Origin of the sequence: Oceanobacillus damuensis (assembly GCF_001618145.1) — a bacterium.
GTDB lineage: Bacteria > Bacillota > Bacilli > Bacillales > Amphibacillaceae > Oceanobacillus > Oceanobacillus damuensis.
The window spans coordinates 14023-31003 of sequence record NZ_LQNF01000032.1 but is presented as its reverse complement, the minus strand read 5'-3'; the positions used below and the strand labels follow the sequence as shown (position 1 = coordinate 31003).

13 protein-coding genes and 1 tRNA gene are annotated in these 16981 nt (G+C 41.1%); 11 read left to right on the top strand and 3 right to left on the bottom strand.

The window, feature by feature from the left end; translation table 11 throughout:
• Window positions 1-64 precede the first annotated feature (64 nt).
• The 10 genes from A4245_RS15900 (at window position 65) to A4245_RS15855 (ending at window position 10810) form a co-directional block, all read left to right on the top strand.
• The gene (locus tag A4245_RS15900) at window positions 65-295 is read left to right on the top strand and encodes an anti-sigma-F factor Fin (RefSeq protein ID WP_067729694.1); all 231 of its coding nucleotides are present in this window, start codon (window positions 65-67) and stop codon (window positions 293-295) included.
• A gap of 77 nt (window positions 296-372) precedes the next feature.
• Complete coding sequence (gene mfd / locus A4245_RS15895) at window positions 373-3897, top strand: transcription-repair coupling factor (protein ID WP_067729692.1); 3525 nt, start codon at window positions 373-375, stop codon at window positions 3895-3897.
• Window positions 3898-4033: 136 nt separating this feature from the next.
• Entirely contained in the window at window positions 4034-4567 is a 534-nt protein-coding gene (spoVT, locus tag A4245_RS15890; RefSeq protein ID WP_067729690.1) for a stage V sporulation protein T, read from the top strand.
• A gap of 1148 nt (window positions 4568-5715) precedes the next feature.
• A complete protein-coding gene (locus A4245_RS15885) occupies window positions 5716-7305 on the top strand; it encodes a putative polysaccharide biosynthesis protein (RefSeq protein ID WP_067729688.1) in 1590 nt (529 codons plus the stop codon).
• Entirely contained in the window at window positions 7302-8753 is a 1452-nt protein-coding gene (gene yabN / locus A4245_RS15880) for a bifunctional methyltransferase/pyrophosphohydrolase YabN (protein WP_067729687.1), read from the top strand. Before A4245_RS15885 ends, yabN begins: the two co-directional genes overlap by 4 nt.
• A 5-nt stretch (window positions 8754-8758) precedes the next feature.
• On the top strand, window positions 8759-9016 hold the full coding sequence (locus tag A4245_RS15875) for an RNA-binding S4 domain-containing protein (RefSeq protein ID WP_067729685.1): 258 nt from the start codon (window positions 8759-8761) through the stop codon (window positions 9014-9016).
• 56 nt (window positions 9017-9072) lie between these two features.
• On the top strand, window positions 9073-9375 hold the full coding sequence (gene yabP / locus A4245_RS15870; protein WP_067729683.1) for a sporulation protein YabP: 303 nt from the start codon (window positions 9073-9075) through the stop codon (window positions 9373-9375).
• Complete coding sequence (gene yabQ / locus A4245_RS15865; RefSeq protein WP_067729681.1) at window positions 9372-9971, top strand: spore cortex biosynthesis protein YabQ; 600 nt, start codon at window positions 9372-9374, stop codon at window positions 9969-9971. Before yabP ends, yabQ begins: the two co-directional genes overlap by 4 nt.
• A gap of 5 nt (window positions 9972-9976) precedes the next feature.
• A complete protein-coding gene (locus tag A4245_RS15860; RefSeq protein WP_067729679.1) occupies window positions 9977-10357 on the top strand; it encodes an FtsB family cell division protein in 381 nt (126 codons plus the stop codon).
• Window positions 10358-10426: 69 nt separating this feature from the next.
• Window positions 10427-10810, top strand: a complete 384-nt coding sequence (locus A4245_RS15855) for a S1 domain-containing RNA-binding protein (RefSeq protein ID WP_067729676.1) — start codon at window positions 10427-10429, stop codon at window positions 10808-10810.
• Window positions 10811-11588: 778 nt separating this feature from the next.
• Here A4245_RS15855 and A4245_RS15850 read toward each other — a convergent pair.
• The 3 genes from A4245_RS15850 to A4245_RS15840 form a co-directional block, all read right to left on the bottom strand.
• Window positions 11589-11662 (bottom strand) — tRNA-Met (locus A4245_RS15850).
• Between the two features lie 142 nt (window positions 11663-11804).
• A complete protein-coding gene (locus A4245_RS15845) occupies window positions 11805-13346 on the bottom strand; it encodes a DHA2 family efflux MFS transporter permease subunit (protein WP_067729674.1) in 1542 nt (513 codons plus the stop codon).
• The gene (locus tag A4245_RS15840; protein WP_067729672.1) at window positions 13343-13789 is read right to left on the bottom strand and encodes a MarR family winged helix-turn-helix transcriptional regulator; all 447 of its coding nucleotides are present in this window, start codon (window positions 13787-13789) and stop codon (window positions 13343-13345) included. The genes A4245_RS15845 and A4245_RS15840 overlap by 4 nt, the downstream gene beginning before the upstream one ends.
• 368 nt (window positions 13790-14157) lie before the next feature.
• Between A4245_RS15840 and spoIIE the strand changes: the two genes are divergently transcribed.
• Complete coding sequence (gene spoIIE, locus A4245_RS15835) at window positions 14158-16611, top strand: stage II sporulation protein E (RefSeq protein WP_067729670.1); 2454 nt, start codon at window positions 14158-14160, stop codon at window positions 16609-16611.
• Window positions 16612-16981 lie beyond the last annotated feature (370 nt).

Below are 16981 nucleotides of genomic sequence, written 5' to 3'. Positions count from 1 at the left end.
GATGTATAATATATCATCAACCGGATAAACTTCTAAAAAGAAAGATTATTCGAGGTGGGTGACTATGTCAATTATTTATAACTGCAGGCATTGCGGTCAAAGAATCGGGAAACTGGAGCAAAAAGTGGTCGATGCATCAATGCTTGGTTTCGATCAGTTAAGCAAAAAGGAAAAGAAAGAAATGATCCATTATGATAGTAATGGTGATATACAAATAAATACAATTTGTGAGAATTGTGAACAAGCACTGGGCCAGCATCCGAATTATCATGAATTGGATTTTTTTATACAATAACATATGCAGCAAAAGCTTTGGTTCTGTAAACCAAGGCGTTTTTGCGCTTATATACGCATTTTAAAAGGGGTAAAGCGATGAAAGGCATTAACAGCTATCTACAAACGAAAGAAGATATTCAATCGATAATCAATGGTATTTCCGGAGGGATGCAGGAGCAACTGATTGCAGGACTTTCAGGTTCTGCCAGAAGTATGCTTGTATCAGTAATCAATCAATCCATCAATAAACCTGTGCTGCTGGTGACCCATCAGCTTGTTCAGGCACAGCAGCTTTATGAGGACCTATCGGAAATGGTAGGGGATGACAAGGTTTATTTATATCCGGTCAATGAATTAATAGCTTCTGAAATATCGATATCAAGCCCGGAATTAAGAGCGCAGCGAATTGAGGCACTGACAGCGTGGTCCCAGAAAAAAGCTGGGATCTTAATTGCTCCTGTAGCAGCGTTAAAGAGAATTCTGCCTCCTCAGGATTATTGGAGCAAGTATCAGCTGCGCTTCGGAAATGGTGAAGAAATAGACATCGATTCTTACCTTTCTTCTTTAATTGATATGGGATACGAACGAGGCTCGATGGTGACGACACCAGGAGAGTTCAGTCAGCGTGGGGGGATTATCGATATTTATCCGATCACCGAGGAGCATCCAATCCGGATTGAATTATTTGACGAAGAGATTGACTCGATCCGTTATTTTGATGCTGAGACACAACGCTCAATGGATAAAGTGGATGAGGTGATTATCGGACCCGCAACAGAGCTTCTTCTAACAGATGAAGACATTCTGACAGCATCCAAGAGATTGGAAGAGGCTCTAGCTGTGACACTTAAAAAGATGATTGCATCTGATGCGAAAGAAAAACTGATGGAAGTGGTGGAGCATGACATCAGCCGACTTAAAAATTTCGAGCGTTATCAGGAAATGTATAAATATATCGGCTATCTATATGCAAAGCCTGCTAGTTTATTAGATTACCTGCCATCAGATGGGCTTATCGTCCTTGATGAGATGAGCAGAATTCAGGAAGCGGCTACAAATCTGGACACTGAAGAAGCAGAGTGGTACAGCAGCCTGCTTGAATCCAGTCAGATGGTGCAAAACAGCAGATTTTCATTGGATTGGAATACGGTTTTGGAAGCTATGAAACACCAGCGGCTTTATATGTCTGTGTTTCTCAGGCACATTCCAAATACCCAGCCACAAAATATTATTAATTTATCTACAAGGGTTATGCAAGAGTTTCATGGACAGATGCACTTATTCAAGAATGAGTTAAAACGGTGGGAAAAAGGGGATTTCTCTGTTGTAATCCTTGCCCCAAACAAAAATCGTGCGGAGAAAATCCATTCTATTCTTGCAGATTATGATATAGAATCAACCGTTGCCAAGAGTCTGAACCTACCTGTGGATATGCCGACAATAGCGGTTGGAAATATAACAAATGGAATTGAGTTTCCAATGCATAAACTTGCAGTCATTACAGAAAATGAACTGTTTAAAAAACGTTCAAAGCGCCCGAGAAGGAAGCAGAAAATATCAAATGCTGAGCGGATTAAAAGTTATCAGGAATTAAAAATTGGTGACTATGTTGTACATGCCAATCACGGGGTCGGAAAGTACCTCGGTATTGAGACACTTCAGCTAAATGATTTGCATAAAGATTATATGCTGATCAAATACTCTGGCGACGACAAGTTATTCGTTCCAATTGACCAAATCGATCTTGTACAGAAATTTACCGGTTCAGAAGGAAAAGAGCCCAAATTATATAAGCTTGGCGGTTCGGAATGGACAAAGGTAAAGCGGAAAGTGCAGTCGTCTGTCGAGGATATTGCGGATGATTTAATTAAATTGTATGCAGAGCGCGAAGCAAAAAAAGGATTTTCCTTTTCAGAAGATACCGAGATGCAGCGCGAATTTGAAGCATCTTTCCCCTATCAGGAAACAGAGGATCAGCTCCGTTGTATTGAAGAGATCAAGCAGGACATGGAAAGGGAACGTCCAATGGATCGGCTGCTTTGCGGGGACGTTGGTTATGGAAAAACCGAGGTTGCCATCCGCGCGGCATTTAAAGCAGTTGCAGATGGAAAACAGGTTGCAATCTTAGTTCCTACAACGATATTAGCACAGCAGCACTTTGAGACTGTCCGGGAACGGTTTCAGGATCATGCCATTAATATTGGTATCCTCAGCCGCTTCCGCACAAAAAAACAGCAAAAGGATACACTTGACGGCCTGAGAAAAGGAACGGTGGATGTGGTTATCGGTACACACCGACTGTTATCCAAGGATGTTGAGTATCGTGATTTAGGACTTCTGATCGTCGATGAGGAACAACGATTTGGAGTAAAGCATAAAGAAAAGATCAAACAGCTAAAAACAAACATTGATGTACTGACACTGACGGCAACTCCTATACCAAGAACCCTCCATATGTCCATGCTTGGAGTTCGCGACTTGTCCGTTATCGAGACACCACCGGAAAATCGATTCCCAATTCAGACATATGTCATGGAATATAATCCAATTTTCATTCGTGAGGCAATCGAGAGAGAAATGGCACGGGGTGGACAGGTGTTTTTCCTATATAATCGGGTGGAAAATATCGACAAAGTCGCACGTGATCTCGGTATGCTTGTAGATAATGCAAGAATCGCGGTCGCCCATGGCCAAATGAATGAAACAGAACTTGAAAATGTTATTTTTGGATTTCTCGAAGGTGAATACGATGTTCTTGTCAGCACAACCATCATTGAGACAGGTGTTGATATTCCCAATGTGAATACCTTAATCGTAAACAACGCAGATCGCATGGGATTAAGTCAGCTGTATCAGTTACGGGGACGTGTAGGGCGTTCGAATCGTGTGGCCTATGCCTATTTCACCTATCAGAAGGACAAAGTGCTTACAGAAGTTTCCGAAAAGCGTCTGCAGGCCATTAAAGAGTTTACAGAGCTTGGTTCCGGTTTTAAAATTGCAATGCGGGACCTTTCCATACGAGGCGCAGGTAACCTGCTTGGCGCACAACAGCATGGGTTTATCGATTCGGTCGGTTTTGATATGTATTCCCAAATGCTGAAAGATGCAATCGATGCTCGTATGGCAGGCAAGGAAATAGAAGACATTACACCTTTTGAACCTGAGCTTGCTTTGAATATTGATGCATATATTCCCGATGAATATATTAAGGATGAAAAGCAGAAAATTGATATTTATAAGCAATTCCAAGGGATGAGTCTCATGGAGGATATGGAAGAGCTGAAGGAAGAACTGATCGATCGTTTTGGCGATTATCCACAAGAAGTCGCTAATTTGTTTACTGTGTCTTCATTGAAAATGATTGCCAGAAAAGAGCGAGTGGAGTCGATTACGGAACGAAACAAGAAAATTGAGCTGCTCGTTGAAGAAGTCCGCAGCCAGCAAATTGACGGTTCCAAGCTTTTCGAACTGGCAAATTCCTTTGGTCGAAATGTTGGTCTGGGAACGGAGAACAAGAAACTGAAGATCGTATTTAAATGGACCAATGAAAGCGAACATACCAGATATGAATTAGTGGAAAACTTTATTATGAAACTGGATGGAGTCAATCGGGACAATTAAAATATTATCAATGGAATGTATAGTTATTTCTGGTTGATTTATACTAAAACCACACCTGGTGATTTTTACACACGCTAAAGGCGTGCTGGAAAACGGAACAAGAGTAATCATCATTAGAAAGTGAGGCTGCTTAGAGATGAAAGCAACAGGAATTGTACGGCGAATTGATGATTTAGGCAGAGTAGTTGTCCCGAAAGAAATCAGAAGAACTTTACGCATACGTGAAGGAGATCCACTGGAAATCTTTGTTGATAGAGAAGGGGAAGTTATTTTAAAAAAGTACTCCCCAATAAATGAATTGGGTCACTTTGCCCAGGAATATGCTGAGGCGCTATTTAATTCACTGCATTCACCCGTTATCATAAGTGATCGGGATGAGGTAATAGCTATTGCAGGAGAATCAAAAAAGGATTTCTTAAATAAAAATATCGGTGATCAATTGACAAAAACAATTGAGAAAAGGTCCCAGGTATTTGAACTGGATCCTGCCGGTCTGGAAATAATCGAAGGTCATGAATTGGAACTCCAATCCTACTGCATCAGTCCTATTATTGCAAATGGGGATCCTATCGGGTGTGTCATGATATTCTCCAAAGAAGAAAAACTCAGCAAGATAGAACAGAAAGCTGCAGAAACAGCTGCAGGATTTTTAGCTAAACAGATGGAATAGTACTTAATCGGTCGTGACTGTCTCGGGATTTTTTTCTGAGGCAGCTTTTTATATTTAGCAGGCAGGAAATTTTAAACCTTCCTATCTGCATAAGTGCAACTAAGGCAGTCACGGAAAGGATTGGTGACAACCCAAGTTTTCTAATAAAATAACTCAACTTTCGCAGAAGGAAATGGATAAATAAGCCTTGGCATAATTAGGATGGCGTGAGTTGCACTGCTCAAGTTGACTTTGGATTAACTATTTGCACTGAGCAGCCTGAATACACCTGGCCCACATCGTTCTTTTAGTTTCACAGCTTTTTATTCGCAGTTTCTGTAAACTGCGAAGTAACTGCCTATTTGCGATAAATTTATAGCTGATAATGGAAGCAAGTAACTTCGGCTACCGCTCTGGGAAATACACTGCGCTTTTCGCGGGCGGCTGGTGAGCCAACTTGCGCTAAAGCGCTGCGCTGTCTCACCTATGCCTCTGCTCCCGCAGAAGTCTCCGTGTATTTCCCAGAGCTGGTTTTAGCTTGCTGGCAATAAATTTCATTCATTAGAGCGATTAATTCTAATTACACAATTTCACCAGTCCGGGTGAGCGGCGGGCGGTGACTCCTGCGGGAAAAGCACGTGTCCGAAGACCAGAAGAGTGGTTTTCTCTTCGGGGCTGAGGCCGTGCCCGCGGAAAGCATCCGCCCAGAGCGATCCCGGACGGCGACAAGAGGACAATTTCGGTGATATATCTCCAGTTACTTCGCATTTTCTCTATCAACTATGCAATAATTTAAAAGCAAACCATCTTGTAAATAGCCTTGGGTTTGTCAAATAAAGTGTGTAAGTTCAAACTTACTCTAAGTATTTTAAAACCCTATCTTTTAGATTCTCAAGGAGAAGAAGTTGGTTCATAACCATTGACCATAGCCTTATTTTCATCAGGTTCGCAAGGGGATCATTGGAGACATTCCAAGTTTAACCCAGTTAACTGTTTAAGCTAATATTCTTGGTGCGAAAGTTGAGAAATAAGTAAAGTATAAATTTAGGCAGCAATCAATTCTTACACAAGCCCCCATTTTAGACGCTGAACTTTTACGTTTCTACGAAGCGAAGGCATTCGAAAGCTGTGTTATACTTAAGTAAAACTTTACGTGAAGGACGCTAATTATGAACGGGAATGAAAATAATAGGCTGGTGAAGGGCGCTTTGCTTCTGACTTTGGCAGGGCTCATCAGTAAAATTTTAAGTGCAGGGTATCGGATTCCATTGCAGAACCTGACAGGGGATATAGGTTTTTATATTTACCAGCAAGTATATCCGATTCTCGGGATTGCCCTTATCCTTTCGTTGTACGGTTTCCCTGCTGCAATCTCCAAAATGACGGTGGAATTAAAGGCTGCAGGCAGAAGCCTTTCGTTTGGAAGTTTTTATCTTCCTGTGTTTTTAATTCTGGCGGCCATTAATGGAGCTGTGTTCCTGTTTTTAGTTTTAAATGCGGAGGCAATTGCTGGGTGGGTTGGAGATGAGCTTTTAGGACGTACATATCAGTTTGCAGCGTTTGCTTTTCTGCTTGTACCTTTTTCCGCTTTGTTAAGAGGGGTCTTTCAAGGTAATTATTATATGAAACCTACTGCTTATTCGCAAATTGGCGAGCAGTTTGTCCGGGTGTTCATCATCATTTTGACAGCAATGTACGTTGCCTTTGGGAATCATGACTTGTATCAGATTGGGCGTTCTGCAGCAATTGCATCTATTTTCGGGTCAATTGCCGCAATTCTTATTTTGGCATTATTCTTTCTTAAGAAACGACCTGTATCAGGAAATCAATTTGAAATTCCTTGGAATTATTATATAAGAACATTGCTCATCCTGGGAATTGTTGCCGCTCTGAATCATATGGTGTTGCTTGTCATTCAGTTTGCCGATGCATTTACGTTGATTCAGAGTTTAAAGCTATACGGGTTATCACAAGTAGATGCAATGGAAGCGAAAGGTGTCTTTGATCGTGGGCAACCGCTGATTCAGTTGGGTACAGTGCTTGGCTCATCTTTTGCACTCGCCATGATTCCTTCCATATCAAAGGAAAAGCTTGAACAGGATCCGACAACTTTCTATAAGTATATTCGTGCTGCATTGCTTTTCAGTCTTTACCTCGCTGCAGGTGCTACCATTGGGTTAATCAGTATTTTTCCGGAAACGAATCTTTTATTGTTCCAGAATGAAAAGGGTACGATGGAATTGCAAATTCTCGTAGCTGCCATATTCCTCTGTTCGATGGCAATTACGGCATCCTCCATCCTGCAAGGCTTGGGTCTTATAAAACGGACAGCAGGATTCATTTTAGTCGCCTTTTTCGTGAAATGGACTGGAAACCAATTATTTGTACCGTTGTGGGGGATAATGGGCAGTGCCATTGCAACTGTTTTGAGCCTGATGATATTGTACCTTATCGTCATGTATGAGCTGAAAAGGAAATTACCGGAACTTGGCATTTTAAGCAGGATTAATTGGCGGGCACTTATCCGATCAAGTATCTGGATGGTTGTTTATATTCTCCTGATGGACTGGCTTTTTTCTGATATTGCTGCATTGTCTCGTTTAACATTATTATTTTATGTCTTGTTTGTTGCAACTACCGGTGGGATCATGTTTATTGTCATTCTTGTGAGAAGCCGGGCATTTACAGAGGATGAATTGATAATGCTGCCTAAATCAAGGCTGTTTATCCGTATTTATAGAGGGAGGAACAAAAAATGAATAGAATAGAAGTTATAGGACTTGGTGCCGGGGATGTAGATCAGCTTCCTTTAGGTATTTATAAAAAACTGACACAGTCCAATACGAGGATTTATACCCGCACAATTGATCATCCGGTAATCGAAACATTACTTACAGAAGGTGTGAGATTTGAAGCGTTTGATGCGATGTATGAAGCGGAAGAGCAGTTTGGTGCGGTTTATGATCGAATTGCCAATGCATTGATCGGATATGCGAAGGAACATGACGGGACACTTATCTACACCGTACCGGGACATCCAATGCTTGCCGAAAAAACGGTTCAGCTGTTATTGGATCAAACGGAGGTGGAAGTGGAGATTGCAGGTGGACAAAGCTACCTGGATGACTTATTTACCTCTCTTAAAATAGATCCGATTGAAGGATTTCAATTTGCAGATGGCACATCGTTTGCCAGAAGCGACCTGGATTATCGGCATCATCTGATATTCTGCCAGGTGTATGACCGCTTTGTTGCATCTGAAGTGAAACTGGCTTTGTTGGAAGATCTGCCCCCTGATTATGTAGTAACAATCGTGGAAGCGGCTGGAAGTAAACAAGAAAAGATAGTCAGTGTTCCATTGGAGGAGCTTGATCATTCCATGGAAATCAGTAACTTGACAAGTGTCTATGTTCCTCCTGCACATGAAACGATGCTGAATCACACATTCAATCGTCTTAGGGAAGTAATGGCCAGATTAAGGGGGCCTGGCGGGTGCCCTTGGGATCAGGAACAAACACATGAATCATTACGGGAGTATACTATTGAGGAAGTATATGAATTAATAGATGCGATTGATGCTGAAGATGATAATAATATGATAGAAGAACTCGGTGATATCCTCATGCATGTGATGCTCCATAGTCAAATTGGAGAAGATGACGGATTTTTTACCATCGATGATGTTATTCGTTCGATTACAGACAAGATGATTTTCCGTCATCCGCATGTTTTTGCCGATACAAAGGTAGATTCTGTAGAGGATGTCACTAAGAATTGGGAGCAGCTTAAAAAAGAGGAAAAAGGTGAACAAAGAAAATCAGTACTGGACGGTGTTCCTAAGCACCTGCCATCGCTGGCAAAGGCTTTCAAACTTCAGAAAAAAGCTGCAAAAGTAGGTTTTAACTGGGATGATGCAAGCGACATCTGGACGAAACTGGATGAGGAAATAAAGGAAGTTCAGGAAGCGATCGAGAGGAAGTCAACAGATGAGATAGAGGATGAGTTCGGAGAGGTTCTGTTTGTACTGGCAAACCTTACAAGGTATTATAAAATTAACCCGGAAATAGCTTTAAACAGAGCGAATCGGAAATTCATTTCGCGATTTACCTTTATTGAAGAACAGTTGAACAAGCAGGGACAGGACATCAATAAGGCAACATTGGAAGAAATGGATGCATATTGGGACCAAGCCAAAGAAAGAGAGTGAACAGGATGCGACTGGATAAATTTTTGAAAATATCACGAATCATAAAGCGTAGAACCTTGGCAAAGGAAGTTGCTGACCAGGGTAGGATTACGGTGAATGGAAATCCTGCAAAGGCTGCAACTACTCTTTCTGCAGGGGATGAGCTTGTTATCCGTTTCGGTCAGAAACTCGTAACAGTGAAAGTGAATGATTTAAGGGAAAATGTAAGAAAAGATGAAGCTGAAACATTATATACAATTGTTAAAGAAGAAAAGATTGAATAGAGTTCTATACTTGTCCCCCCTATCATAAATTTATAATGATAAGGAGGGATTTTTTTATGAACTATTATGAGAGCAAAGAAACGATAAACCGTGTGCAAACGGACCATTCTGTGAAATTGAATAACCGTAAAAATCTGGAGATCACTGGTGTAAAAGAAGTGGACAGTTTTGATAATGAGGAGTTCTTGCTGGAGACAGTAATGGGCTACCTGATTATTCGCGGGCAAAATCTACAGTTAAAGAATCTTGATGTGACGGAGGGTGTCGTTACAATTAAAGGGAAAATCTACGAGCTTTCTTATGTTGACGAGCAGCAGCAGGATAAAGCTAAAGGATTCTTTAGCAAGTTGTTCCGATGACATTGAGCGTCCAATTCCTGACTTTGATTGCTATGGTTTCAAGTGGCTTTTATTTGGGAATAATACAAGAAACCTTCCGCCGTTTTACACCCTATTGGAAGAATAATATATTTTTGACATACTTTCTTGAAATAAGCTTCTGGATTACACAGACAGCAATTATTTTTTATGTGTTATACCGTGTCAATGCTGGTGAACTAAGACTATATATTTTCCTCGCCTGTCTTCTCGGTTTTTCAATCTATCAGGTTTTTGCAAAAGCAATATACAGACGGATACTGGAACGGTTCATAACAATTTTGGCAGCTATCTACAGGTTTTTCAGAAGTCTTATTAATGGTGTCATTATAACTCCAATCACCTGGACAATCGGGCTGGTAATACGTCTCGTTCTATCCTTGATAACCCTTTTAATTACAATTGTTTTTTCTGTTTTGAAAGGGCTTTTTACACCTGTTAAATGGATTGGTAAGGGTATATACCATGTCCTTCCCAATAATTTAAAAAAAATTTTGCACAAAATTGCAGGATTTTATAGTACAATGAAGAATATATGTTATAAATGCGTTAAGTATCTAAAATTTAAGAGGAGGTAGCAGCTTTGTCTTCAAAGGAAAAAACGATTACAAGATTAGACTCGAATTATATGCAGCAGTACGACGCATACATAGAACGACAGAAGAGGAAAAAGCAGCGGCTAATTCGTCGTCTTGTGTTATTTTCTATTGTAATAGCCATTGCAATTGGGATGATGGCTGCATACCATTTAAATCAACGGGAACTTCAGGCAGAAAAAATAGAGCAGTATGAACAGTTGGAGGAACAGCTGGCAACATTGAAAAAAGAGGAACAAAATCTTACAGAGGAAATTGAGTTGCTGAAAGATGAAGATTATGTGCTGGATGTAGCTCGGACGAACTATTTCTTCTCGAAAAAAGGGGAACTGATCTTCAGGATTCCCGACGAAGATCCCTCTTATTGACACTTTTGAATCAGATTAATATACTATATGATAACTACATCTAATCTTTTAAGGAGGAGCATTTTTTTTATGTCAATCGAAGTAGGCAGCAAGCTGCAGGGTAAGGTAACCGGAATAACTAATTTTGGAGCGTTTGTGGAGCTGGAAGCGGGAAAAACGGGTCTGGTCCATATTAGTGAGGTTGCCGATAACTATGTCAAAGACATTAACGAACATTTGAGTGTTGGTGATGAGGTAACAGTAAAAGTCATTAATGTCGAAAAAGACGGCAAAATTGGTTTATCCATAAAAAAAGCAAAGGATCGACCAGTCCGTCAAAAAAGTCCAAAGGAACGAACTGAGAATTTCGAATCAAAAATGAATCGTTTTCTCAAAGATTCAGAGGATCGTTTATCCTCTCTGAAAAAGCACACAGAATCCAAACGCGGGGGCCGGGGTGCTAAAAGAGGATAGCACTTGCTGTCTATGGACAATGCTCTAATATACTATATAAAACAGGCACAGAAAAAAACGTGTGCCTGTTTTTTGATGGCCATTTTTAAAAGATTAGAACTGCAGTCACTCTTCCCATAAGCTGTTGTTAGTGATGCAATATATGTAAAATGCGAAGTAACTGCCTATTTCCGATAAATTTATAGCTGATAATGGAAGCAAGTAACTTCGGCTACCGCTCTGGGAAATACACTGCGCTTTTCGCGGGCGGCTGGTGAGCCAACTTGCGCTAAAGCGCTGCGTTGTCTCACCTATGCCTCTGCTCCCGCAGAAGTCTCCGTGTATTTCCCAGAGCTGGTTAGAAGATTACTGCCAATTATTATCCTTGAAATAGCTAATGTTTAAGGAAGAATTTATGTCGTTTATTTCAAAAATGCTGGATGCGCTGAAAGTAAATCAAATGTGTTGATTGTTCTTGCGCAGAATTCTTTTTCGAAAAAAATCCATATCAGCAGCCCGTATACACGGAGACTCCAACGGGAGGAAAGGCATAGGTGAGACACTGAAATGCGCTAGCATGAAGGAGCTCACCAGCCGCCCGTGGAAAGCGAAGTGTATACGGGCTGCGGTTGCCGAAGTAACTTACTTCCATTACCAGGTTAGAGACCCAACATAGATGTTAAGTCGCACTTTATATCAACTCCACTGCTTATAAAACACCAAACTTTACGAAAAGAATCTTTTTAACAAAAAAAATACCCATTCAACATCGTTAATGTTAAATAGGTATTTATATTGATAGCGGCGGAGGGGATCGAACCCACGACCTCACGGGTATGAACCGTACGCTCTCGCCAGCTGAGCTACGCCGCCAAAATAAGTCAACAGAATTTATAATACAACAGCACGGCAAATGTGTCAATAAAATATTTCATAAATTTAATTTAAGTTTAGGGACAAATAATTTTTATTTTATTAATAACCATGCTGTCCTGTTATGGGCAGCATGGTTATTCTATCTTGATTGTGTGACGTTTACCTTTTGGGATTGATTTGTTTTGGCCGTGCCCCTATTTGCCATTTGGTTATTGTACTCTTTATCTTCTTCAACAGGATCTGTTCTCTTGATGAAGAAGGATAAAATAAATCCTAAAATGGCAAATAACGTTGCAACCATAAAAGAGTCATTGATCCCTTGAATCGTTGCAAGGTTTTCAAGAGTGGTTAATTGTTGTTCGGTAGCCATGCCTGATGCAGGCATGGAATCGGCCATATGCTTTACTGTTTGGCTGCTCATGACGGTTACGAGAAAAGCAGTACCGATCGAACCTGCCATTTGGCGCAAGGTGTTTGCCATCGCTGTACCATGGGAATATAACCTTCTCGGCAGTTGATTAAGCCCTGCAGTCATAATCGGCATCATAATCATCGATATTCCAACCATTCTCAAGCTATAGGCAAACATCATAAAATAATACCCGGTTTCATCGGTCAGGTTGGCAAATAAAAATGTTGTAGCAACGGTAATGCCCAGGCCTACCAATGCCAGAGGGCGTGCCCCGATACGGTCAAATAATTTCCCTGTGATTGGAGACATGCCTGCAGATACAAGGGCCCCCGGTAATAATAGCAACCCGGATTCTAATGGAGTAAACCCTCGAATGTTTTGCAAATAAATCGGAATAAGAATCATTGCAGCAAACATTGACATGGTAACAACGACACTAATGACCGTAGTCAACGAGAACATATTATACTGAAATACCCTGAATTCAAGCATTGGTGTTTTTAATCGTAACTGCCGGGTTACAAAGAATATCATCACGACAACCCCAATTCCAAGTGGTATATATACTAATGGGCTGCCCCAACCTTGTTCACCCGCACTGCTGAAGCCGTAGAGTAATCCACCAAATGCAAAAGTAGATAAAATAATCGACTTGTAATCGACTTTTGGATTGGATAACCTTGTTACATTTCGCAAAAGGAAATAGGCAAGAATAATATCAATGATTACGATCGGCAATACGATAAAAAACAAAACTCTCCAGGAGAAGGTTTGTACAACGATTCCAGAGAGAGTGGGACCGATTGCCGGTGCAAACATCATGGCGAGCCCGATATAGCCCATCGCAGATCCTCGTTTATTTAAAGGAAAAAGACTTAAAACCACATTCATTAATAGCGGCATCATGATTCCGGCGCCAGCTGCCTGGACGACCCTTCCGACAAGCAGTACAGGAAATGAAAAAGATACTCCGCAGATCAATGTTCCAATTGCAAAGAGTGACATGGCGGTAAGAAATAAATGTCTTGTCGAAAATCTCTCCATCAAAAAAGCAGTAATCGGTATTAATATACCGTTTACGAGCATGAAAATCGTTGTCAACGATTGAGCTGCATTAGCGGTCATTCCCATGTCAACAATCATTACGGGAAGCGCAACATTCAATAACGTTTGATTGAGAATTGCGACAAATGCCCCCAGCACCATTACAAAAATTATCGGCCCTTTTGGTACTTCTGCAGCATCTACAAAAGCTGTTCTATCTTTCAATTTTGTTCATCTCCATTTACTTTAATCTTTTCCTTTACCAATTGATGAAGCTCAAGCAACTTCTCTATCTCTTCATCACTTATATCATTTAAGTTACGTAAACGCTGGTGAAATAATTGCTGGCCTTCTTTTTCTTTCGTTTTCCCCAACTCTGTCAGATTGAGTACAATTGCTCTTCTGTCAGTCATCGATTGCTCCCTCTTAATATAAGAAGCCTTTACTAAACGATCTACTGTGCTGCTGACCGTACTTTTACTGAGATTCATTTTCCGGCTCAGCTCCTGCAGGCTCAAGTTGGGCTCCAGTGATATAAGTTTCAGAATCTGCAGTTGAACAATGGTGATCCCGAGTTCATTGGCATGATGCCACATCTGCTTATAAAAGAATTTATCTATTTCACGAAAAGAGTAAATAATTTTAGTTATTTTATTATCTGTATCCATCTCGCAACTCCTTCGAAAATGGAAAAGTTCATCTGCGAACAATTCGGCTAAGAACTACTATACCTGCACAGTGTAATATTTGCAAGATGAATGATTAGTGTAATATTTGCAATTTCTATTAAGTTAGTTGCTGATTTCGCCAGAACACCAAGAGATTCGGCAAAAAAATGCTTTCTGAACTTTACCATGAAATGAAAGATATACCGGAAAGATAGAGTTATACTCGTAAACCACTCTGTATGCTTCATGTTGATATTTGCTTCTTATCTAGAATGTCGTCGAACGAATTATTGAATGTACTTTGTGATTTTGACAAAAAAAGAATGAATAATATGGTTTACTAGTTTGAAAGATGGGAGTGGTTAAAGATGATAGGTTCAATTCCAAGGGTAGAATCACGGAGTTTCGGTGTAGAGAACACCGAGAAAAAAGGAAGAGTCCGAAAAGGAATCTATATGAAGATGAAGGTTATTCTGCTAGAGAACGGTTGGCTCTTTTATATTGCGGGTTTTTTACTCGGACGAGCTGTTATTTTATCCGCTGTGTCTCCGTTCGCAGTTGCCTTTATTGCCTCTATGTGGTTAATCCACAGGGAAAAAAGCTTTAAAGCGATGATTGCTGTGTTAGCAGGGGCATTGAGCTACTCTATGACGCATTCTATTTTTATCGGCATTTCCATGGTCGTATTCATTCTGCTTGCAGCCATAAGCAAGAAGATGAAAAATCAGCAGGTTATATTGCCGATTGCAGTGTTTGCTGCAACATCGCTGCCGAGAATGTTTCTATACTCGATCCGTGATACCATTACACCCTATGAATGGTTGCTGCTGGTTGTTGAAGGCGTGTTGGGAACAGTCCTGGTATTAATATTTATGCAAAGCATTCCTCTATTATCACCTAAAAGATATAAACCTGCATTAAAGAATGAGGAGATCGTCTGTATGATCATTCTTATTGCCTCCGTTTTAACAGGTATGATTGGCTGGCAGTTTTATGGTGCTTCAGCAGAGCAAGTATTTTCTCGGTATTTTGTATTGTTGTTTGCTTACATTGGTGGTGCTGCCATTGGTTCGACTGTGGGTGTCGTTGCAGGATTGATTTTATCGCTTGCAAATGTGGCTAATCTATATCAAATGAGCCTGCTTGCATTTTCCGGATTGCTTGGGGGACTGCTGAAAGAAGGAAAGAAACCTGGTACTGCTATGGGCCTTCTTGTAGGTACTTCTTTAATAGCTATTTATGGAAATACCGTTACATTGATACCGTCCCTTATTGAATCATCCATCGCAATTTTATTATTTCTGTTAACTCCTGCGTCCTGGTTTAGCAGGATTTCCAGATATATACCAGGTACAGAGGAATACACCCATGAGCAGGAACAGTACTTGCAGAAGGTGCGAAATGTCACAGCAAGACGGGTAGAACAGTTTTCCGGTGTTTTCCATGCTTTGTCAAAGAGTTTTGCCGTGTCCGATTCAATGCCGTCAGATGAACAGGAGGCAAGGAGGGAAACGGATTATTTTCTAAGCCAGGTTACGGAAAAAACATGTCAGAATTGTTTTATGAAGGATCGCTGCTGGCAGAAAGAATTTGATCAAACCTATGCATTGATGGAGGAAATGAAAGATGATATAACAACAGGCATTGAGCCGAACAGGAAGGTGATGCGGGAGTTTGAAAATCATTGCGTAAAATCAAGAAAAGTTGTGGAAGCAATGAAGGAGGAAATGACCTTTTATGAGGCCAACCAAAAGCTTAGAAAGCAAGTAATGGAAAGCAAACGATTAGTTGCAGATCAATTGCAGGGAGTCTCCGAAGTTATGGACGACTTTGCAAAAGAAATCCTGAAAGAGCGCCAGCACCATGAACTCCAGGAAAGCCAGATTATCGAGGCCTTAAAGCATATCGGGATTGATCTGGAAAAGCTGGATATTTATCAATTGGAAAAGGGGAGTGTCGATATTGAGATGACAGCAACGTTTTATGACTATCGCGGCGAAGGAGCCAAATTAATTGCCCCGGTTCTCTCAGATATCCTTGGTGAAATGATTATTGTCAAACAGGAGGAAATTTCACCATTTCCGAATGGATACAGTTACTTGGCTTTCGGTTCTGCTAAAGAATTCACGATTAAAACAGGAGCAGCCAGTGCCGCAAAAGGAGGTGGCTTGGTTTCTGGAGATAGTTTTACAACGATAGAACTGGGAGCAGGTAAATTTGCAATGGCAATTAGTGATGGGATGGGAAATGGTAAAAGAGCAAGGGAAGAAAGCGTAGAGACACTGCGGTTATTGCAGCAAATACTCCAGACTGGAATCCCTGAAAAAGTGGCAATCAAGTCGATCAATTCTATTCTGTCTTTGCGGACGACTGATGAGATTTTTGCGACGCTTGATTTGGCCGTCATTGATTTGCATGATGCCTCTGTCCGCTTTTTAAAAATAGGGTCAACACCGAGCTTCATTAAAAGAGGAAATAAAATGATGAAGGTTGAGGCAAGTAATTTGCCTATGGGAATCATTCAAGAATTCGATGTGGAGATAGTAAGTGACCAGTTAAGTTCCGATGATTTACTTATTATGATGAGCGATGGAATATTCGAAGGGCCGAAACATGTGGAAAATATTGATCTTTGGCTAAAGAGGAAAATTAGGGAAATGGCAACTGACGACCCACAGGAAGTGGCCGATCTTCTGCTTGAGGAAGTGATACGAACAAGATCCGGAGAAATAAAAGATGATATGACAGTACTTGTTGCCAAAATTGCCAAGAACACTCCGGAGTGGGCAGCAGTTCCGGTATATGCGAACAAGGCATTGTAGAGGAAGTCCGGCTCACGCCCCCTGCCCAGTCGCCTCCACCTTTCTATGTCCGGTTGCGGCTCCTAGAAACTCCGGATATAAGCAATGGACACTCCAAACGCTAAAGGGCAAGCGTTTTCCGGTCCCTTGCTTATGCCTGCGTTTCTGCCCAGTCGCCTCCACCTTTCTGTGTCCGGTTGCGGCTCCTAGAAACTCCGGATATAAGCAATGGACACTCCAAACGCTAAAGGGCAAGCGTTTTCCGGTCCCTTGCTTATGCCTGCGTTTCTGCCCAGTCGCCTCCACCTTTCTGTGTCCGGTTGCGGCTCCTAGAAACTCCGGATATAAGCAATGGACACTCCAAACGCTAAAGGGCAAGCGTTTTCCGGTC